Raw genomic sequence first — 21434 nt, forward strand, 5'->3', positions numbered from 1 at the left:
ACGCCGCCCGTTCTACAGATCATTCATCGATTGGCAAAGACAGCTATTCCAAACGCTTGCGAACTCTGCGAACCGCAAACCAAACGGCAAGTACAACAGGCAGCGTCACGATCGCTGTCAACATGCCCTTGCCGATGCCGGCCTGCGTCAGCGGGTAAAGCAGGTAACTCACCAGCGACACCGCATAATAACTGATCGCCACGACCGAGAGCCCTTCGACAGTATGCTGAAGCCGCAACGCCAGATCGGCACGGCGATCCATGCTTTCAAGCAAGGCCTGATTCTGTGCGCTTCGCTCCACATCCACCCGGGTGCGCAGCAGCTCTCCGGCCCGGATTGCCCGATCAGACAGCGTCTGCAACCTGCGTTCGGTCGACTTAACCGTGCGCATGGCAGGATCGTAGCGGCGCATCATAAAATCAGCAAAACTCTGACCGCCCTCGAAACGGTCTTCGCGCAGCACCTGAATCCTCTGATTGACGAGGGCCTCATAAGCCCCTGTCGCGCCAAATCTGAATGAGCATTGTGCTGCGAGCGTTTCAAGCTCGGTCGACACAGACAACAGGTCCGGCAGCAACGCATCAGGATGGGCGGCATTGTCAGTCATTTGCCCCATCAGTCGCGTCAACTGTCCATCCAGCTCTGAAACGCGCGGCGCCAACTGCTTGACGCGAGCAAACCCCAGCATCGACATCGCCTTGTAGGTCTCGATCTCGCACAATCGCTGAATGATCCGCCCGGTACGGCGCTCTCCGGTTCCTTTGTCAACGAACAACGCAAACCGCATGTGCCCGGCCGGATCGATGCGAAAGTCGCTGGCGCAAATGGCCGAGTCATCCAGCACGCGCGCAACGGCCAGGCTTTCTGGTTCAAACCAGTCACTCAAAGCTGCACGCACGGCATCATCCGACCCGCGCTCAACCACCCGCACCATGGCCGAGGTCACCCGCTGGCCGGGGCTGGTCATCAGCCAATCCGTTGGGAATACCTCGAAATCGGCGGGGTTGAAGGGCCGGTCACTGACATTCTGCGTGATCGAGGTATAGGTTACGAATTCCGTATGTTGCTCCCATTTCAACCAATGACGCCCGATCTGGCCCGCATAATGGGTCGCCTCGGGCTGCGGGTGCTGCGCCCCATGGCGATCCAGCAGATCTATCAGGTGCGCCATATCTTTATCCCGGTCCCGCGCCACTGCTGTGGTGGGCTTTTTGATCGCCAGAAACACCACAGTGCACGGTGCCGAGGCCGTCGGAAAAGGTCGCGCGTGCAACTCATTGGCCAGCGCATAGCGCAGCGGATGGTCATCAATGGGCGTCATCTGGGGCTCCGTTAGATCGAGCGTACTATACGCCACAGGATAGATACATCAATTATCTTTTTATTTCATACGCTTACATGGATATCACGGTGTGCAAGCCCGTTATCTCACTGATTTGGCTCCCATAGCTCGATCGGGTTACCCTCGGGATCATGTATCCGGGCAAATTTTCCGACCTCACTGTCCCAATCCGGGTGCGTTTCCACCACGATGTCGGCTGCCCGCAGCTGCGCGATCATAGCGCCCAGATCATCGACGCGGAAATTGATCATCCATTGCTGCTCTGCCTTGCCGAAATACTCGGTGTCCCGAGCGAACGGCGCAAAGACCGTATATCCCTCGCGCTGCTTCCAGGGCACGGGGTCATAGTGGTTGACGCCAAGATGCGCCTCATACCAATCCCGCAAAGCCTCAGGATCATGGGCCCGAAAGAAAACCCCGCCTATTCCGTTTACTTTCTGCATCTCCACCTCCGGCCATCAGGTTCCACCCCAGAATAACACACTCCGCTCGCTTCATCTGGCCAGAAATATCCTGGGGGTTTGGGGGCAAAGCCCCCATTCAAAAAAAGCAAAGAAAAGGGCGCCTTCTGGCGCCCTTTACGATCGTATTATGCCAGCCGATTCAGTCGATCATCGGCAACAGCTTGTCCAGCGACGCTTTTGCATCGCCATAGAACATCCGTGTGTTCTCCTTGAAGAACAGCGGGTTCTCGATGCCCGAATAGCCGGTGCCCTGACCACGCTTGGACACAAAGACCTGCTTGGCCTTCCAGCATTCCAGAACCGGCATTCCGGCGATAGGGCTGTTGGGGTCTTCCTGCGCCGCAGGGTTCACGATGTCGTTCGAGCCGATGACGATGGCCACATCCGTGTCCGGAAAGTCGTCATTGATCTCGTCCATCTCCAGTACGATGTCATAGGGTACCTTGGCCTCGGCCAGCAGCACGTTCATGTGTCCAGGCAGACGACCGGCAACCGGGTGGATCGCAAAACGCACCTCTTTGCCCTTGGCGCGCAGCTTGCGGACCAGTTCAGAGACCGATTGCTGCGCCTGCGCCACGGCCATGCCGTAGCCCGGGATGATGACGATGCTATCGGCGTCGTTCAGAGCGGCTGCCACACCATCAGCCTCGATGGCGATCTGCTCACCCTCAACCGCCATTTGCTCGCCCTGCGGGCCGCCAAAACCACCCAGGATCACGCTGACAAAGTGACGGTTCATCGCCTTACACATGATGTAGGACAGGATCGCACCCGACGACCCCACCAGTGCACCAACCACGATCAGCAGGTCATTGCCCAGCGAGAAGCCAATCGCCGCCGCGGCCCAACCCGAATACGAGTTCAGCATCGACACCACCACCGGCATGTCGGCACCACCGATGCCCATGATCAGGTGATAGCCGATGAACAGCGCCGCCAGCGTCATCAGGAACAGCGGGAAGAAACCACCAGACGCGGTGTACCAGATCAGACAGATCAGCGAGAGCCCCGCCGCAGCCGCATTCAGCGCATGACCGCCCGGCAGCTTGGTCGCCGCCGAGGTCACCTTACCCGCCAGCTTGCCGTACGCCACGACCGAGCCGGTAAAGGTGATCGCCCCGATGAAGATGCCCAGGAACAGTTCCACATGCAGGATCGAAACCTCGGCCGCGGTCTTCTTGGCGATCAGCTTGCCGAATTCGCCCAGCCCTGACAGCTCGACCTCTTTCGCGGCATCCGCGATGGCGAACAGCTCGGCCACGTTCAGGATTTCGAAATGGGCGTTATAGCCCACGAACACAGCCGCCAGACCGACAAGGCTGTGCATTGCCGCCACCAGCTGCGGCATCTCGGTCATCTGCACGCGCTGCGCCACATATTGACCGATCAGGCCACCGCCGATCAGCAGCAGCAGCGACAGCAGCCACAGGCCCGAGCCCGGACCAACCAGCGTAGCAAAGACCGCGAGCGCCATACCGACGATACCATACCAGACCGCGCGCTTGGCGCTTTCCTGGTTCGACAGACCGCCGAGGGACAGAATGAAAAGGACAGCCGCAACAACATAGGCGGCAGAAGTGAAGCCAATCATATGCCCGACCTCCTTAAGATTTCTGGAACATGGCGAGCATGCGCCGGGTTACGAGGAAGCCACCGAAGATGTTGACCCCGGCCATAAAGACGGACAGCGCCGCCAGCAGAATGACCAGGAACGATCCCGATCCGATCTGCATCAACGCTCCAACGATAATAATCGACGAGATCGCGTTGGTGATCGCCATCAGCGGCGTGTGTAAACTGTGCGAGACGTTCCAGATCACTTGAAAGCCCACAAAGATCGCCAGCACAAAAACGATGAAGTGCTGCATGAAACTGGCCGGAGCGATCAGCCCCACCAACAGCATCAACGCGCCGCCGACACCCAGCAGGGTGAACTGCTGTTTTGTCTGAGCCTTGAACGCCGCAATCTCCTGCGCTTTTTTCTCTTCCGGGGTCAGTTCCTTGACCTCGGGCTTTTTCTGCGCCGCAATCGCCTGCACCTTGGGCGGCGGCGGCGGGAAGGTGATCTCGCCCTCATGGGTCACGGTCGCGCCCCGGATCACGTCATCTTCCATGTCGTGGTTGACCTTGCCGTCCTTCTCCGGCGTCAGGTCCGCCATCATGTGACGGATGTTGGTGGCATAGAGCGACGAGGACTGTGCCGCCATCCGGCTGGGGAAGTCGGTATAGCCGATGATGGTCACGCCATTGTCGGTCACGATCTTCTCATCCGCGACGGTCAGTTTGCAGTTGCCACCCTTTTCCGCCGCCAGATCGACGATGACCGAGCCCGGCTTCATCGCCTCGACCATATCCTTGGTCCAAAGCTCGGGTGCCTCGCGGTTCGGGATCAGCGCGGTGGTGATCACGATGTCCATCTCAGGGGCCAGTTCACGGAACTTGGCCAGCTGCGCCTCGCGGAACTCGTCCGACTGGACGGAGGCATAACCACCGGTCGCAGCACCGTCCTGTTGGTCTTCTTCGAAATCCAGATACACAAACTCGGCACCCATGGATTCGACCTGTTCGGCCACTTCGGGGCGCACGTCGAACGCATAGGTGATCGCACCCAGCGAGGTCGAGGTCCCGATCGCCGCCAGACCGGCGACCCCGGCCCCAACGATCAGCACCTTGGCAGGCGGGACCTTACCGGCGGCCGTCACCTGACCGGTGAAGAAACGGCCAAAATTGTTACCCGCTTCGATGACCGCGCGGTAACCGGCGATATTGGCCATGGACGACAGCGCATCCATTTTCTGAGCCCGGCTGATGCGCGGCACCATTTCCATGGCAATCACGGTCGCGCCCTTGGACTTGGCCAGTTCCATCCCCTCTTCATTCCCGGCAGGATTGAAGAACGAAATCAGGGTCTTGTCCTTGGTCAGACGCTTCAGCTCGGTCTCGGACGGCTGACGTACCTTGGCGATGATATCCGCCGCTTTCCAAAGCGCGGCAGGGGTCTTGATGACCTCGACCCCGGCGGCCTCATACGCGGCGTCTGAAAAGCCGGCGGCAGCGCCCGCGCCTTTTTCGATCAGACACTCATAGCCCAGTTTCTGCAACTGCGCCGCCGAGTCCGGGGTCATCGCGACCCGGTTCTCGCCTTTGAATATTTCTTTTGGCGTTCCAATTTTCACCAGTCGGTTCCCCCTAATTTTCGGTTCAGGCCAGGTGGGTATCCGGCATTGTTCGACAAGCCGACACTTATCTTGCGCAAGATTGTTTCGCAAGCGCAGCAATAGTGACGCTGTGTCATGATCCCCACACCCTCAGATCCAGCGCCGGGTCTTGCGTTCATAGCGCGCAAAGTCGGCACGGAAGGTGCGACGCAGGCGGTCTTCTTCCGGGATGATAAAGCGCCGTTCCAGCAGCAGCACAAAGACCGGGATCAGCACCAAGGACAGCACCGCGTCAAAGCGCAGGATCAGCCCCGCCAGGATCAGGACATCGCCCAGATAGATCGGATTGCGGCTGCGTTTGTAGATGCCGCTCTGGACCATGGCCGAGGGCGTTTCGTGCGGAATGACCGTTGTCTTGTGACGCCGGAACTCGACCACTGCCATCAGGGCCAGAATAACGCCGCCACCGATCAGCACACCGCTGAGAAGATCGGTCACTGCACCATCCAGCGACAGGCCCAAGGGCAGCACACGCGCTTGCGTCCAGGCAAGCGCAGCGAAGCCCACAAGCCAGACAGGCGGTATATCAATCAGGCGCATGGCATTCCTTAGCACGGCGACACCCAACTGCACATGTCGCTTCTGATCGACGTCCTACCGCTTTCTGACCCCAATAGCAAAAGCACAGGGTGTCGCATCGGGATAGGGCCCGGCCCTGGCTGTATCAATGGACAGGGCTGACGGGATCAGATAGGCCATTCATAACATCACCGCCTGTGAAAGCTTCAGCCTTACCATGACCGATTTTGCCAAGACCAAATCCATGTTCCACCTGCCCGACGGGATGATCTATCTCGACGGCAACTCTCTGGGTCCGCTGCCGAAATCTGCGGCTGGCCGGGTGGACGAGATGATGCAGGACGAATGGGGGCAGATGCTGATCACCGGCTGGAATAAAGCTGGCTGGATGGGGATGCCCACGGGTCTGGGTGACCGCATCGGAAGGCTGATCGGGGCAGAACCCGGCAGCGTTGTCGTGGGGGATACCCTGTCGATCAAGGTCTATCAGGCTGTCGCCTCGGCACTGGAGTTGAATCCGACCCGCAAGGTTGTTCTGTCCGACAATGGCAACTTCCCCTCGGACCTTTACATGGCCGACGGGCTGCTGCGTTCGCTCGGGCCGGATTATGAATTGCGGGTGGTCGATCCCGAAGACGTAGCCGCTCAGATCACCGAAGAGGTCGCGGTGTTGATGCTGACCGAGGTCGATTATCGCACCGGCCGCATGCACGACATGAAGGCGCTGACGGAACTGGCCCATGCAAACGGGGTTGTCACGGTTTGGGACCTCGCCCATTCCGCCGGCGCCATTCCGGTCGATCTGTCCGGGTGCAACGCCGATTTCGCGGTGGGCTGCACGTATAAATACCTCAACGGCGGCCCCGGCGCGCCGGCCTTTATTTATGTGGCCCCGCGTCTGTCGGATCGGGTGCGCCCGGCGCTGTCAGGTTGGCTAGGGCACGAATCTCCGTTTGCCTTCGACCTCGATTACCGCCCCGGCGCGGGGATCGAGCGGATGCGGGTCGGCACCCCTCCGGTCATACAGATGGCAGCGTTGTCAGCGGCGATGGATATCTGGGATACAGTCGAAATGATCGACATCCGCGCCAAGTCCATCGAGTTGACCGAACTGTTTATCGCACGGGTCGAGGACACCTGCCCCGGCCTGACGCTCGCCAGTCCGCGCGATCCGCAGCAGCGTGGCAGTCAGGTGTCCTTCCGGTTTGAGGAAGGTTATGCCGCCATGCAGGCCCTGATCGCGCGCGGTGTCATCGGCGATTTCCGCGCCCCGGACGTGATGCGGTTCGGCTTTACGCCGCTTTATGTCGACGAAAATGACGTCGAGCAAGCGGTCGATATTCTTGCCGATATCATTACCAATAAGCTTTGGGACAAGCCGGAATACAAGGTCCGTCAGCGGGTTACCTGACCTCCAGCCCGGCGCCCAGCAGTTCGGCCAGCTGAGAAATACGGCGTTCGAATTCGTCCGCGCTGGCGGCGGTCAGCTTGACGCCCATAAGGGTCGCGGTGATGGTCTTGGCCGTTTCCTCGGCCCCATTGGGCAGCCGCACGCGGCCCGCCTCATCCTCGCGCCGCAGCCAATCAGCATAGAGCGTCGTAAGCGCAGCCTCCCCCTCGGCCAAAATGTCCGAGGCGGTGGATTTGCTGGTATCGAGCATCTCGACCCCATGGGGTGAGGCGAGAATGGCGGCCATCCCGTCGATCTGCGCCTCAATCGCGCGCGCCAGCCGACCGGAGACGCTGCCATCACCGGACAACGCCCGCGCCACATTTTCAATCTTATCAGCGTAGTGCGCCTGCGTCAGGCTGCGAACGATCGCCTCTTTGTTCTTGTAATGCAGATACACCGCCGGGCGTGACATGCCCGCGCCCTTGGCGATGTCATCCATTGATGTCTTGCGAAACCCATAGGTCGCAAACGCCTCAAGCGCCGAGGCAAGAATTGCCTGCTGCTTTGGATCGTCTAGTTTGTCTTTCATAGATCTGCTCTGACACTAATTGTCTATTTTGTCAATTGACAACCTGACATTTTTCGATAATTATGTCAGAAACCGTCACAGCCAAAAGAGGTGCGCCATGGCGACCGCCCTTAAGATCAACGGAAAGACCCATCAGGTCGATCTGCCCGACGATGTCCCCCTGTTGTGGGTCCTGCGCGACGAGGTCGGCCTGACCGGAACCAAGTTCGGCTGCGGCGTGGCCGCTTGCGGATCCTGCACCGTGCATATCGATGGCGAGGCCGTGCGATCCTGTCAGGTCGCCCTGTCCGATGTCTGGGGCGATGTCACAACCATCGAAGGTCTGGGCACGCCGGACGCGATGGCGACGATCCAGCAAGCGTGGGTCGATCATCAGGTCGCGCAATGCGGCTACTGCCAGTCGGGCCAGATCATGCAGGCGGCAGCGCTGCTGGCCGAAAACCCAGCCCCCTCGGACGCCGATATCGATGACGCGATGCAGGGCAACCTGTGCCGCTGCGGCACCTATCCCCGCATCCGTGCCGCCATCCACGACGCCGCATCCAAGCTGAAGGAGGTCTGATCCATGGCCAGCATCGGAAAAATCCTGCGCCGCACCTTCCTGATCGGCTCGGCCGCCATTGTGGGCGGTGTGGCCTTCGGCGCATATTACGTCACCCGCCCCGCGGCGAACCCACTGAAACCGCGTGACGGTGAAACCGCGCTCAGCCCGTTTGTGCTGATCGACCAGCAGGGCATCACACTGTTCGCTCCGCGCGCCGAGATGGGCCAGGGCGTCATGACCACATGGGCCGCCCTGATCGCCGAGGAACTGGACGTCGAACTGGAAGATATCCGCGTCCTACACGGACCGGCGGCGGCGGCTTACTACAACCATGCCCTTGTGGGCGAAGGCCTCCCGAACAAGGGCTATGACATCTCGGATTTCCAGCACAATCTGGGTGAGGCTCTGGGTGTTCTGGGCCGGACGCTTAGTTTGCAGGTCACCGGCGGCTCGACCTCGATGAAAGACGGGTTCGAGCGGATGCGCATGGCCGGTGCCACCGCCCGCGAGACACTGAAACAGGCAGCGGCGGATCAGTTGGGCGTGGACCGCGCGCAGTTGAAAACCGAAAACGGCGCGGTGGTTGCCCCCGACGGCACCCGTATCCCCTATACCGAACTGGCCGAAGCCGCTGGCCAGATCGAGCCGCCCGAGGTCGCGCTGCGCGACCCGTCGGAGTGGCGCCTGATCGGTAAATCCCTGCCCCGCGTCGATGTTCCCGGCAAATCCACCGGCACCGCCACTTTCGGCATCGACGTGCGCCCCGAGGGCCTGAAATTCGCGTCCGTGCGTATGAACCCCAAGCTGGGCGGCGCAATGAACGGCTTTGACGCAAGTGCTGCCGAATCCATGCCCGGTGTCGAAAAGATCGTCGATCTGGGCACTGGCGTCGCGGTGATTGCGAACAACACATGGCTCGCCATGCAGGCGGTCGAGGCGATCGACGTCGACTGGGGCGATGCCCCCTACCCGCCCGAGACCGACGACCTGTTTGCCAAGATCGCCGAGGCGTTTGACGACGCCCCGAACTCGACCATGCGCGACGACGGTGATGTCGACACCCTGCCCGAAGGCGCAACCGAGATCACGGCGGACTATACCGTGCCCTATCTGGCCCACGCCACGATGGAGCCGATGAACGCCACCGCGCTTTACACTGGCAGCAAGCTGGACCTGTGGTGCGGCAATCAGGCCCCAACCCTGATCCAGATGCGCGCGGCCAGCACCGCCGGTCTGGATATCGAAGCGGTCGAGATCCACACCACCTATCTGGGCGGCGGCTTTGGTCGCCGCGGAGAACTGGATTTTGGTGAGATCGCCACCAAGGTCGCCATGGCCATGCCCGGCACGCCGGTCCAGACAACGTGGAGCCGCGAAGAAGACATGCGCCACGACTACTACCGCCCCGGCGCGATGGCCCGGATGCGCGGCGCGGTCAAGGATGGCAAGGCGGTGCTGATTGACGGTAAAGTGGCCACGCAATCCCCCACCCAGCAAGCGGTCGAACGCTATACCGGCTTCCCCGGCGGCGGCCCCGACAAGGTTCTGGTCGAAGGCTTCTTCAACCAACCCTATTCGGTGCCCAACTACCGCATGGCCGGGCATATCGCCGATCTGGCCGTTCCTGTGGGCTTCTGGCGCTCGGTCGGCAACAGCCATAACGGGTTCTTCCACGAAACCTTCATGGATGAGATGGCCCATGCCGCCGGACGCGACCCGCTGGAGTTCCGGCTGGAACTGGCCAAATCCGAACACGCGCCCTCGGCCGGGTGTCTGGAGGCCGTCCGGGAAATGTCCGGCTGGACCGGCAAGACCCCCGATGGCGTGGGCCGCGGCGTGGCACTCGCCTACAGCTTCGGCACCCCGGTCGCGCAGGTGATCGAAGTGGTGGACGAAGACGGCACCATCCGTATCTCGAAGGCCTGGATCGCCTGCGACGTGGGCCTTGCGCTGGACCCGGCCACGGTCGAGGCGCAGATGATCGGCGGCATGATCTATGGCCTGTCGGCGGCGGTGTCAGGTCAGATCACCTTTGCCGATGGCGAGGTCGAGCAGTACAACTTCCCCGACTATGACGCGCTGCGGATGCACACAACGCCCGCAACCGAGGTCCGAATCCTTGAGACCAACAAGCATCTGGGCGGGGTCGGCGAACCCGGTACGCCTCCGTCGATGCCTGCACTGGGGAATGCGCTGTTTGATCTGACCGGCGAGCGCGCCCGCAGCCTGCCGCTGAACAAACAGTTCGACCTACTGGTCTGACCGTCTCAGGCAGAGCGCTGCAACCGCGCGGCGTCTCTGCCTGCGGCCCAGCCATATACGGCGCGGCCGAATTCTTCGAACAAGGGGCGCGAGACTGGGTCGTTTGCGGCATCCCATTCGGGGTGCCATTGCACCGACAGGGTAAAACCCGGGGCACCTTGAATATAGATCGCCTCGGGCGTGCCGTCGGGCGCGAGACCGTCGATCACCACATTCTCACCCAGTGTCTTGATGCCCTGCCCGTGCAGCGTATTGGTCATAACCTCGCAAGCACCCAGCAACCGGTGAAATACCCCGCCCTCGGTCAGCGTCACAACATGGCGCAGCGCGAACTTCTCTTCCAAAGTCCCGTCAGGCGGCATCCGGTGGTTCAACCGCCCCGGCAAATCACGAATTTCAGGGTAGAGCGTGCCACCCATGGCGACGTTGACCTCCTGAAATCCCCGGCAAATTCCGAAAAACGGCTGCCCCCGTTCGGCGCAGGCCCGGACCAGAGGCAATGTGATCGCATCCCGCGCCCGGTCGAACTCACCGTGTGCCTCGGTCGCTGGCTCTCCATATTCCTCGGGGTGAACATTCGGGCGGCCTCCTGTCAGCAGGAAACCATCACAAACTTCCAGCAGTTCGTCGACCGAAACATAACGCGGATCGGCAGGGATCAGCAGAGGGATACAATCTGACACGTTCGACACGGCATCTGAATTCATCGTCCCGCCCGCATGGGTCGGATACTGATCGTTCATCAGATAGGAATTTCCAACTATTCCGACGACGGGGCGCGCCATGTGCTGTCCTTCGTTTCAATCGCATTTGGCAAAACCTATCGACAGGCATGGCCCTGCGCAACGGCGCAGGACCTGCATGTCAGCGCAAGCGCGTGTTCAACCGCGCACAAATGATGAAAACTTCGGCAGCAGGTCAGATTTCGCCCGTCAGCCCTGCGGCTTCGATGCCCGCAAGCGCCGCCTGCGCGTCGTTGTCCGAGGTATCACCTGTTACCCCAACCGCGCCAATCACCGCACCTTTGCGATCCCGCAGCAACACGCCACCGGGCACCGGAATGACCTGTCCGCCGTAAACGCCGTTTACTGCAGCCATAAAATAAGCCTGCCCCTCGGCCCGCGCCATCTGTGCCGTACCCGCCATGCCCAACATCACAGCGCCATATGCCTTGCCATGGGCAATCGCAAAGCGACCGGGTGCGGCGTTGTCTTCACGCTCGAACGCGATCACATGCCCGCCCGCGTCCAAAACCACAACCGACAAGGGCTTCAATTCCATCTCGCGCCCTTTCTCCAAAGCCTTGCGAATGATGGTACGCGCCTTGCGCAAAGAAATAAGCATTCCCGATCCCTTTCATCTGGCCAAAAATATCCTCGGGGGAGCGCGAGGGGGCAGACAGCCCCCTCGTTCCTGCCCTTGCCACTAGCCCAGGCTGGCCTTCAACTCTAACCGACGCGCGTGTAAAACCGGCTCGGTATAACCCGACGGCTGCACCCGGCCCCGGAACACAAGATCACAAGCCGCCTGAAACGCGATTCCGTCAAAACCCGGTGCCATCGGGTGATAGGACGGATCTCCCTCGTTCTGACGGTCCACAACGGCCGCCATTTTGCGCATCGCTGCCATCACCTGCTCTTGACTGATCAGATCATGATGCAGCCAGTTGGCCAACGCCTGCGAGGATATCCTGCAAGTCGCCCGATCCTCCATCAGGCCGATATCGTTGATGTCCGGCACTTTCGAACAGCCCACGCCCTGATCGACCCATCGCACCACGTAGCCCAGAATGCCCTGAGCGTTGTTCTCGATCTCGCGGTTGATCTCGTCCGCGCTGAGATTGCGCCCGCCCAAAAGCGGTACGGTCAACAGGTCATCCAGCGTCCCGCGCGCGCCACCAGCGGCCAGCGCGTCCTGACGCGCCTGTACATCGACCTTATGATAATGCGTCGCGTGAAGGGTTGCGGCGGTGGGTGACGGCACCCAGGCACAAGAGGCACCGGATTGCGGGTGGCCGATCTTGGCCGTAAGCATATCCCCCATCCGGTCAGGCATCGCCCACATCCCCTTGCCGATCTGCGCCTTGCCTTTCAGGCCGCAGGCTAAACCGATATCGACATTGCGATCCTCATAAGACGCAATCCACGGCGTGTCCTTGATATCGCCTTTGGGCAGCATCGGACCGGCCTCCATCGAGGTATGGATCTCATCGCCCGTACGATCGAGGAACCCGGTATTGATAAAGGCCACCCGCGATTTCGCAGCACGGATACATTCCTTCAGGTTTGCCGAGGTCCGGCGCTCCTCATCCATGATGCCCAGCTTCACCGTGTTGCGCGGCAGGCCCAGAATATCCTCGACCATGTCGAAAATCTCGACGGCAAAGGCAACTTCCTCAGGTCCGTGCATTTTGGGCTTAACCACATAGACCGACCCGGTGACCGAATTGCCGCCCGCGCGTTTCAGGTCATGGATGGCGATCAACGTAGTGCAGAGCGCATCCATCAACCCTTCACCAATCTCGCGACCTTCTGCGTCCAGCACGGCTGGATTGGTCATCAGATGGCCGACATTGCGCACCAGCATCAGCGACCGCCCCTTGAGCGTCGAAGACGTGCCATCCGGGGCCGTGAACGCCAGATCGCCCGCCAGTTTGCGGGTAAAGGTCCTGCCGCTTTTGCTGACCTCCTCGGTCAGGTCCCCTTTCATCAGGCCCAGCCAGTTTTCATAGGCTGCCACCTTGTCGGCCCCGTCGACACAGGCGACCGAATCCTCGCAATCCATGATCGTGGACAGCGCCGATTCCAAACGGACATCTGCAATGCCCGCCGGGTCCGATGCACCGATAGCGCTGTGCGCATCGATTCTGATCTGGATGTGCAAACCGTTGTTACGCAGCAGAACGAACTCGGGTTTCGCCGCCGCTCCGCCGTAGCCCGCAAACTGCGCGGGATCAGCCAGCGTGGGCATCAATGCCCCGTCCTGAACACTCAAGCCCGAGACATCCGCCCAAGACCCGAAGGCCAGCGGCACGGCCTGATCCAGAAAATCCTTGGCCCAGGCGATCACCCGTGCACCGCGTGCCGTGTCATAGGCCTTGCCTGTCGGCACGTCGCCCAGTGCATCCGTGCCGTAAAGCGCGTCATACAAGCTGCCCCAACGGGCATTCGCGGCGTTCAGCGCAAAGCGGGCATTGGTGATCGGTACGACCAATTGCGGGCCGGGGATCCGGGCGATCTCGGGATCGACATTCGTGGTCTCGACCTCGAAATCTCCGCCCTCATCTACCAAATACCCGATCTCGCGCAGGAAGGATTGATATTCGCCCGGATCAATGACGAGACCCCGCCGTGCCGCGTGCCAGCCATCAATCCGGCCTTGAATATCGGCGCGCTTTTCCAGCAGCGCACGGTTCTTCGGCCCCAGTTCATTCGCCAGGCGCGCCAGACCCGACCAGAACTGCTCTGCAGACACATCCGTACCCGGCAGCGCCTTATGTTCTATGAAGTCGACCAAAACCGGGTCAATCTGCAACCCGCTGCGGGTCTGTCTGCTGCTCATCTCCCGAATCCCCCAATATTGTGTGCCATTGTATGCGGTCATCAATTAGGGCGTTCGTCCGCTATAGGCAACTTGTGCCCCTGCGTTCTGGCCTGTCGAAACTGCGCGAAGCTGTTTCAAATCCAACAAGCCAATCACCATTGGTTGCAGCCACAGGACGAAGACCCTAACGTCGCGCCAAAGTCCCGGATGATGATGAGGCCCCCCGATGCGCGACGCCACCCCCACCACGATCTATCTGAAAGACTATACGCCGTTCGGCTATCTGGTGGACAGCGTACATCTGACCTTTGATCTGGCACCGCACGCCACGCGGGTGACCTCTCGCATCGGGTTCCGTCCCAACCCCGAGGCTAAGGACCGCAGGTTCTTCCTGCATGGCGAAGACCTCAAGCTGATCCGCGCCGCGATCGACGGGGCCGCGATCCAGCCCGAAGTGACCGACGAAGGGCTGACCGCGTCGGTGCCCGACGCACCTTTCATTTGGGAGGCCGAGGTCGAGATCGATCCCGGCAACAACACCGCGCTGGAAGGGCTTTATATGTCGAACGGCATGTATTGCACCCAATGCGAGGCCGAAGGGTTCCGCAAGATCACCTATTACCCCGACCGCCCCGATGTGATGTCCACATTCACCGTGCGCATCAATGGCGATCTGCCGGTGTTGCTGTCAAACGGCAACCCCACGGCCAAGGGTGACGGCTGGGCCGAATGGGTCGATCCCTGGCCCAAACCCGCCTATCTGTTCGCGCTGGTCGCCGGAGAGCTGATCGCCCATCCCGGCCAGTTCACCACCATGTCGGGCCGTGACGTCGAGCTGAACCTCTGGGTCCGCCCGGGCGACGAGGGCAAATGTGCCTTCGGCATGGAAGCCCTGAAGAAGTCGATGAAATGGGACGAGGACGTCTATGGCCGCGAATACGATCTGGACGTGTTCAACATCGTCGCCGTCGATGATTTCAACATGGGCGCGATGGAGAACAAGGGGCTGAACATTTTCAACTCCTCGGCTGTGTTGGCCAGCCCCGAAACCTCGACCGACATGAATTTCGAGCGGATCGAGGCGATCATCGCCCATGAGTATTTTCACAACTGGACCGGCAACCGCATCACCTGCCGCGACTGGTTCCAGCTGTGCCTCAAGGAAGGGCTGACCGTCTATCGCGATGCACAGTTCACCTCTGACATGCGCTCAGCTCCGGTGAAGCGTATCCACGACGCCATCGACCTGCGCGCGCGGCAATTCCCCGAGGATAACGGGCCTCTGTCGCATCCCGTTCGGCCCGAGAGTTTTCAGGAAATCAACAACTTCTACACCTCGACCGTCTACGAGAAAGGTGCCGAGGTCATCGGTATGCTGAAGCGGCTCGTGGGCGATGAGGCCTATGCACGGGCGCTCGATCTCTATTTCGACCGCCATGACGGTCAGGCCTGCACCATCGAGGACTGGCTGCAGGTTTTCGAGGACACCACAGGCCGCGACCTCAGCCAGTTCAAGCGCTGGTACAGCCAATCCGGCACGCCGCGCCTGTCGGTGCGTGAGGATTGGACCGATGGCACCTACACCCTGACGCTGGGCCAACGGACCGAGCCGACACCGGGGCAGGACGACAAGCAGCCTCAGGTGATCCCCGTCGCCGTCGGCCTGCTGGGCCCGAACGGGGATGAGGTCCGCGCGACCGAGGTGTTTGAGCTGACCGAGGCAGAACAAAGCTTTACCTTCAGCGGCCTTGCGGCCAAGCCCGTGCCTTCGATCCTGCGCGATTTCTCGGCCCCGGTGATCCTTGAACATGAGCCGTCGAATGCCGAACGCGCCTTCCTGCTGGCCCATGACACCGACCCGTTCAACCGCTGGCAGGCAGGGCGGTCGCTGGCCGAGGACACGCTGCTGCGCATGATCACCGACGAGGCGACGCCGGATGCCGATTATCTGGACGGTTTGCTGGCCGTTCTGCGCGATCAAACGCTGGACCCGGCCTATCGCGCGCTGATGCTGGGCCTGCCGACGCAATCCGAACTGGCCGCGGCGCTACATGACAAAGGCGTCACGCCCGATCCGATGGCAATCTGGGCAGCGGTTGAAACCCTGCGTCAGGCCACCGCCCAGCATGTTCAGGACCTTCTGCCCCGGCTGCACAGCGAAACGCTGGTGGATGCCCCCTACCAGCCCGACGCCGAACAATCCGGCAAACGGGCCCTTGGGGGTGCTGCTCTGGCGCTGACCTCGCGGCTGGATGGCGGGGTCAAGGCGGCCGAGGACTACGGCCGCGCCGACAACATGACACTTCAACTGACCGCCCTGTCCTGCCTGCTGCGCGCGGGCAAGGGCGAAGCAGAGCTGGCGGCGTTCTATGACCAGTGGCAGCATGACCGGCTGGTGATGGACAAATGGTTCGGACTGCAGGTTGCGATGACAGGCCCCGAAAAGACGGTCGAAACCGCGCGCAAACTGTCCGAGCACGCTGATTTCAATTGGAAAAACCCCAACCGGTTCCGCGCGCTGATGGGCTCTTTAGCGGGCAGCCATGCGGGCTTCCATCAGGCGGACGGAGCGGGCTATGCGCTGCTGGCAGACTGGCTGATCAAGCTTGACCCGGTGAACCCGCAAACCACCGCCCGGATGTGCAGCGCCTTTCAGACCTGGAAACGCTATGACGCCGACCGTCAGGCCCTGATGCGCGCGCAACTGACCCGCATCGCGGACACGCAGGACCTGTCCCGGGACACCACCGAGATGGTCTCGCGCATCCTCGGCGCATGACGCCGTTTCGGTTCACGCGGCAAAACCGGAACCAGCGCACGGTTCTGATCCTGATCTGCATCTATGCGGCGCTGATCGGGCTGATGATCGTCTTTGACGCGGTCTGGTGGCTGATGGCCCTGCTGGCCCTGACCACCCTGCCCGCGCTGTGGGATGTGATCAAAGACACCAGCGCCGGGATGGAACTGACCGGCGATACCCTGCGCTGGCACAGCGGTCAGCGGCAGGGCGAACTGAAGCTGGCCGAGGTTGACCGGTTCCGCTTTGACACCCGTTGGGACTTTTCGGTGCGGGTCTCGGCGATGCTGAAATCGGACAAACGCGTGCGCCTGCCGGATGAATCACTTCCACCGCACAAGCAGTTCGAAGAGGTCCTGACACAGGCCGGATTTGCGGTCGAGCGCCATCATTTTAGAGTATTCTGAAACGATCCCCCGATTTCGAGCCGGATTGGTCGCGGAATCCTCCGCTCGCAACGTTGTTTCCTTGATTTGCAATTAATTTTTGGCAAAACTGAACCGGTTACACTTTTGTTCCAGTTCGAGTTTTGCCATGTTTCGGTCTCTCAGGGCAGTTTCTGCCCGTCTTTTCGGTTCTTCTGATCCCACCCCAACGCCTCTGCCTGCGTCAGTTGCCGATGCCACGGCATGGCTTGTTGCCTCGGGTCAGTTGAACATTCCTATCGCTGAAACAGATGCTGATGATGCGATCGCGCATCAGGTGATCGAGCGCGGCCGCTATCTGGCGCGGCAGGATATGTGGGCCGAATTGTCGCGCGAAATGCGCGCCGCGGACGCTGCCCGCAAGACCACGCCCTGCGGACAGCCAATCACCGACCTACTGGCCTTTGGTGCCCGCTCGGACGTGGTGCTGGCGGCCGAACATGCGCTGTCCGACGGGAAGGAACTGTCGGATTACGATCTTCTGGGTGGAATCTCAGAGCTGGAAGGCGAAGTTCAGAACCATCCCGACGATCCGATGATCGCGCTGGTGGTGGCGCTGGCCCATATCGATCTGGCCTGGGCCTGGCGTGGCACGGCGCAAACGGATGCGCTGCCGGCGCTGCATCAGTCCCGTTGTGCGGCGCATTTCGACCGCGCCGCCGCGCTGCTGCCGCTGAGCCGCGCAACCATGCCCGACAGCCCCGCCGTTGCCGCGGCGGATTGCGCCCTGCTGGCCGGTCACATCGACCCGCGCACCCGCGTCGCTGACAAATACGAGGCGTTGATCACGCTGGATCCGCAGAACCACCGCCACATGCGCGCCATGGGGACCCACCTGCTGCCCCGTTGGTTCGGCAGCTATGAGCAACTTGAGGTTCAGGCCCTGCGCAACGCCGCGCGGACCCAGAAGACATGGGGCGCAGGCGGCTACACCTGGGCGCAATTCGACGCCATCGCACTGGATGACGAGGCCTGCGCGCGGGTGGATGTCGAGTATTTTATTGAAGGATTACAGGATATTGTAGCGCGCCGCCCGGATCAACAGACGATCAACCTGCTGGCGGCCTATTGCTCGGTCACCCTGCAGAAGGGCATGGGCCGCAGCCCCAAGGCAGACGTCGCCCGCAAGCAGATCTGCGCCGCCGCAGACTGGTTGATCCGCGATCACCTGACCGAGCTGCACCCGCTGATCTGGGCCCATGCGGCGAGCGGGTTCAACAACAGCCTGCGTGTCAATTCGGCTGAACGCTTTGCCGCCCGGGGCCGCCGCGATGCGCTGCGGGCGATTGCCAACCTGCTGCGGGACGAGCTGCGCAGCGGTCAAAGCGCGACGTTCACGCCGTCTGGGCTGCAGTTCTCGGGGAATTAGGGTCGGAACCCCTTGCTCCTTTGGCGCGCCGGGCCTAATACGCAGGCTTAGACTTCTGCGGATATGAGGCGCGCCATGCTCGACCTGACATACGAAATGCCCAAACCCAAAACCATTGCCGGGGCCAAGCACGATTGGGAACTGGTGATCGGGATGGAGGTGCATGCTCAGGTCTCATCCAATGCCAAGCTGTTTTCCGGCGCGTCGACCCAATTCGGGGCCGAGCCGAACTCGAACGTGGCCTTTGTGGACGCGGCAATGCCCGGAATGCTGCCGGTCATAAACGAATACTGCGTGGAACAGGCGGTCCGCACCGGGTTGGGCCTGAAGGCGGATATCAACCTGAAATCGGCGTTCGACCGCAAGAACTATTTCTACCCTGACCTGCCGCAGGGCTACCAGATCTCGCAGCTGTATCATCCCATCGTGGGCGAAGGTGAAGTGCTGGTCGAAATGGGTGACGGCACCGCGCGTATGGTCCGCATCGAACGCATCCACATGGAGCAAGACGCCGGTAAATCGATCCACGACATGGACCCGCATATGTCCTTTGTCGACCTGAACCGCACGGGCGTCTGCCTGATGGAGATCGTCTCGCGCCCCGACATCCGTGGCCCGGAAGAAGCCGCCGCATATATCGCCAAGCTGCGCCAGATCATGCGTTACCTGGGCACCTGTGATGGCAACATGCAGAACGGCAACCTGCGGGCGGACGTGAACGTATCGATCTGTTTGCCGGGTGCGTATGAGAAGTATCAGGAAACACAGGACTTTTCGCATCTGGGCACACGGTGCGAGATCAAGAACATGAACTCGATGCGGTTCATCCAGCAGGCAATTGAGGTCGAAGCCCGCCGCCAGATCGCCATCGTCGAAGGTGGTGGCAAGGTCGAGCAGGAGACGCGCCTGTATGACCCGGACAAAGGCGAAACACGCTCGATGCGGTCGAAAGAAGAAGCGCATGACTACCGCTACTTCCCTGACCCCGATCTGCTGCCGCTGGAGATCGAGCAGGCATGGGTGGATGATATCGCCGCCAAGCTGCCCGAGCTGCCGGACGACAAAAAGGCGCGCTTTATCAGTGAGTTCGGGCTGACCGACTATGACGCCTCAGTGCTGACCGCCGAGGTGGAATCGGCTGCCTACTTCGAAGAAGTCGCCAAGGGTCGCAGCGGCAAGCTGGCTGCAAACTGGGTCATCAACGAACTGTTTGGCCGCCTGAAAAAAGAAGACCACGACATCACCGAGTCTCCGGTGTCTCCCGCTCAGTTGGCGGGTATCATTGATCTGATTTCGTCGGATGCAATCTCGGGCAAGATCGCCAAGGACCTGTTCGAGATCGTCTATACCGAAGGCGGCGACCCGGCGCAGATCGTGGAAGAGCGCGGCATGAAGCAGGTGACCGACACCGGCGCGATTGAGGCCGCACTGGATGAGATTATCGCCGCCAACCCGGCGCAGGTTGAAAAGGCCAAGGTGAATCCGAAACTGGCGGGCTGGTTTGTCGGTCAAGTGATGAAGGCCACCGGCGGTAAAGCCAACCCCAAGGCGGTAAACCAATTGGTCGCCCAGAAGCTGGGATCGTAAACCCATCGTGAACCACCCGACGGAGTCAGGCCATCGGCTTGACTCCGTTGTCATTTAGCCCCTTTCTTCGGCAACAAAGAGGGAGGGCACGATGCAGAACAGATTTGATCAGGAACTCGAAACCCGGCTGATGCGCTATGCCGCCATCGACAGCCAAAGCGATGAGACCTCGCCCTCGACCCCCAGCACAAACATTCAGTTCGACATGCTGCATCTGTTGCAAAAGGAATTGGCCGAGATCGGTGCGCAGGATGTTGAGATCACCGGCGACAGTGTGGTTGTGGCGACGATACCCGGCACGGCTGAGGGCCCGACGGTTGGCTTTCTGGCCCATGTAGACACCGCCCCGCAATTCAACGCGACCGGTGTGAAACCGCGGGTGATCAAAGGCTATAACGGTGGCGATATCACCTTTCCTGACGATCCTGATCTGGTTCTGTCCCCCGAAGAGCATCCCTATCTGGCCGAAAAGATCGGCCATGACCTGATCACCGCCTCGGGCACCACGCTGCTGGGTGGTGATGACAAGGCCGGCGTGTCGATCCTGATGACGATGGCGCGGCATCTGATTGAGAACAAAGACATCGCCCACGGCCCCATCCGCATCGCCTTTACCCCCGACGAAGAGATCGGGCGCGGCGTGACCGAGCAACTGCCCAAGGACCTGAAAGCCGATTTCGCCTATACGCTCGATGGGCAGGACGTGGGCGAGATCGAGTACGAGAGCTTCTCGGCGGATCGTGCGGTGATCAACATCACCGGCGTGTCGATCCACCCCGGCCTGGCCAAGGACAAGATGGTTAACGCTGCGCATCTGGCCGCCAAAATCGTGCAGACCCTGCCGCAGGCCACCATGACGCCCGAGGTCACCGACGGGCGCGAGGGGTTCATCCATATCACTGACATGAACGGCGGGTCCTCCGAGATGGAGATCAAGCTGATCCTGCGCGATTTCGAAATGGAGGGGCTTGAGGCCCAGCGCGACATCGTCCGTCAGGTTTGCGCCGCCGTGCAGGCAACCGAGCCGCGCGCGACCATCACCTGCGACATCTCCCATCAATACCGCAACATGCGTTACTGGCTGGAAAAGGACATGACCCCCGTCGATCTCGCCCGCGAGGCCTGCCGCGAACAGGGTATCGAGCCCGTCTCGGTCCCGATCCGGGGCGGCACCGATGGGTCGCGCCTGACCGAATTCGGCACACCGACGCCAAACATCTTCACCGGGATGCAATGCATTCACGGCCCGAAAGAGTGGATTTCGGTGCAGGACATGGCGTTGGCGACCGAGGTTTGCCTGTCGCTGGTCGGCAAAGCAGCGCGGGGCTAAAACCACAGTACACGCCGAAATTCGCCTAAACACGATCTTGGCTTTCACCCGG

At 61.0% G+C, this 21434-nt stretch carries 17 protein-coding genes; 8 read left to right on the plus strand and 9 right to left on the minus strand.

Features of this window, described 5'->3' with window-relative positions; translation table 11 throughout:
- Positions 1-43: 43 nt before the first annotated feature.
- The 5 genes from ACR0KM_RS11900 to ACR0KM_RS11920 form a co-directional block, all read right to left on the minus strand.
- On the minus strand, positions 44-1321 hold the full coding sequence (locus tag ACR0KM_RS11900; RefSeq protein WP_480859848.1) for a DUF3422 family protein: 1278 nt from the start codon (positions 1319-1321) through the stop codon (positions 44-46).
- A gap of 107 nt (positions 1322-1428) precedes the next feature.
- Positions 1429-1785, minus strand: a complete 357-nt coding sequence (locus ACR0KM_RS11905; RefSeq protein ID WP_480822622.1) for a VOC family protein — start codon at positions 1783-1785, stop codon at positions 1429-1431.
- Between the two features lie 160 nt (positions 1786-1945).
- The gene (locus ACR0KM_RS11910; RefSeq protein WP_480822624.1) at positions 1946-3397 is read right to left on the minus strand and encodes an NAD(P)(+) transhydrogenase (Re/Si-specific) subunit beta; all 1452 of its coding nucleotides are present in this window, start codon (positions 3395-3397) and stop codon (positions 1946-1948) included.
- Positions 3398-3410: 13 nt separating this feature from the next.
- Positions 3411-4982, minus strand: coding sequence for a Re/Si-specific NAD(P)(+) transhydrogenase subunit alpha (locus ACR0KM_RS11915; protein ID WP_480822626.1), 1572 nt, complete (start codon positions 4980-4982; stop codon positions 3411-3413).
- A 132-nt stretch (positions 4983-5114) separates the two neighbouring features.
- Positions 5115-5564, minus strand: coding sequence for a methyltransferase family protein (locus ACR0KM_RS11920; RefSeq protein WP_480859850.1), 450 nt, complete (start codon positions 5562-5564; stop codon positions 5115-5117).
- A 196-nt stretch (positions 5565-5760) separates the two neighbouring features.
- On the opposite strand from ACR0KM_RS11920, the gene kynU reads away from it, so the two are divergent.
- The gene (gene kynU, locus ACR0KM_RS11925; RefSeq protein WP_480859852.1) at positions 5761-6954 is read left to right on the plus strand and encodes a kynureninase; all 1194 of its coding nucleotides are present in this window, start codon (positions 5761-5763) and stop codon (positions 6952-6954) included.
- Here kynU and ACR0KM_RS11930 read toward each other — a convergent pair.
- Positions 6947-7525, minus strand: a complete 579-nt coding sequence (locus tag ACR0KM_RS11930) for a TetR/AcrR family transcriptional regulator (RefSeq protein WP_480822632.1) — start codon at positions 7523-7525, stop codon at positions 6947-6949. The genes kynU and ACR0KM_RS11930 overlap by 8 nt on opposite strands.
- Before the next feature lie 97 nt (positions 7526-7622).
- Here ACR0KM_RS11930 and ACR0KM_RS11935 point away from each other — a divergent pair, with 97 nt between their 5' ends.
- Positions 7623-8087 (plus strand): (2Fe-2S)-binding protein, encoded by a 465-nt coding sequence (locus ACR0KM_RS11935; RefSeq protein WP_480859854.1) that lies wholly within the window; start codon positions 7623-7625, stop codon positions 8085-8087.
- A 3-nt stretch (positions 8088-8090) separates the two neighbouring features.
- A complete protein-coding gene (locus ACR0KM_RS11940; RefSeq protein WP_480859856.1) occupies positions 8091-10331 on the plus strand; it encodes a xanthine dehydrogenase family protein molybdopterin-binding subunit in 2241 nt (746 codons plus the stop codon).
- 5 nt (positions 10332-10336) lie between these two features.
- On the opposite strand, the gene ACR0KM_RS11945 is transcribed toward ACR0KM_RS11940, so the two are convergent.
- The 3 genes from ACR0KM_RS11945 to ACR0KM_RS11955 form a co-directional block, all read right to left on the minus strand.
- The gene (locus tag ACR0KM_RS11945) at positions 10337-11116 is read right to left on the minus strand and encodes a gamma-glutamyl-gamma-aminobutyrate hydrolase family protein (RefSeq protein WP_480859859.1); all 780 of its coding nucleotides are present in this window, start codon (positions 11114-11116) and stop codon (positions 10337-10339) included.
- Between the two features lie 133 nt (positions 11117-11249).
- Positions 11250-11675 (minus strand): GlcG/HbpS family heme-binding protein, encoded by a 426-nt coding sequence (locus ACR0KM_RS11950; RefSeq protein ID WP_480859861.1) that lies wholly within the window; start codon positions 11673-11675, stop codon positions 11250-11252.
- A gap of 81 nt (positions 11676-11756) precedes the next feature.
- Entirely contained in the window at positions 11757-13892 is a 2136-nt protein-coding gene (locus ACR0KM_RS11955) for a malate synthase G (RefSeq protein WP_480859863.1), read from the minus strand.
- Positions 13893-14100: 208 nt separating this feature from the next.
- Between ACR0KM_RS11955 and pepN the strand changes: the two genes are divergently transcribed.
- The 5 genes from pepN to pepT all read left to right on the plus strand — a co-directional run bounded on the left by pepN (position 14101) and on the right by pepT (position 21382).
- Complete coding sequence (gene pepN, locus ACR0KM_RS11960) at positions 14101-16653, plus strand: aminopeptidase N (protein ID WP_480859866.1); 2553 nt, start codon at positions 14101-14103, stop codon at positions 16651-16653.
- Positions 16650-17078: a hypothetical protein gene (locus ACR0KM_RS11965; RefSeq protein ID WP_480859867.1), complete on the plus strand. Its 429-nt coding sequence runs from the start codon at positions 16650-16652 to the stop codon at positions 17076-17078. Before pepN ends, ACR0KM_RS11965 begins: the two co-directional genes overlap by 4 nt.
- Before the next feature lie 127 nt (positions 17079-17205).
- Positions 17206-18465: a hypothetical protein gene (locus ACR0KM_RS11970; protein ID WP_480859868.1), complete on the plus strand. Its 1260-nt coding sequence runs from the start codon at positions 17206-17208 to the stop codon at positions 18463-18465.
- A 75-nt stretch (positions 18466-18540) separates the two neighbouring features.
- Complete coding sequence (gene gatB, locus ACR0KM_RS11975) at positions 18541-20052, plus strand: Asp-tRNA(Asn)/Glu-tRNA(Gln) amidotransferase subunit GatB (protein ID WP_480859870.1); 1512 nt, start codon at positions 18541-18543, stop codon at positions 20050-20052.
- A gap of 91 nt (positions 20053-20143) precedes the next feature.
- Entirely contained in the window at positions 20144-21382 is a 1239-nt protein-coding gene (gene pepT, locus ACR0KM_RS11980; protein WP_480822652.1) for a peptidase T, read from the plus strand.
- Positions 21383-21434 lie beyond the last annotated feature (52 nt).

The organism is Ruegeria sp. G10, from assembly GCF_056533645.1.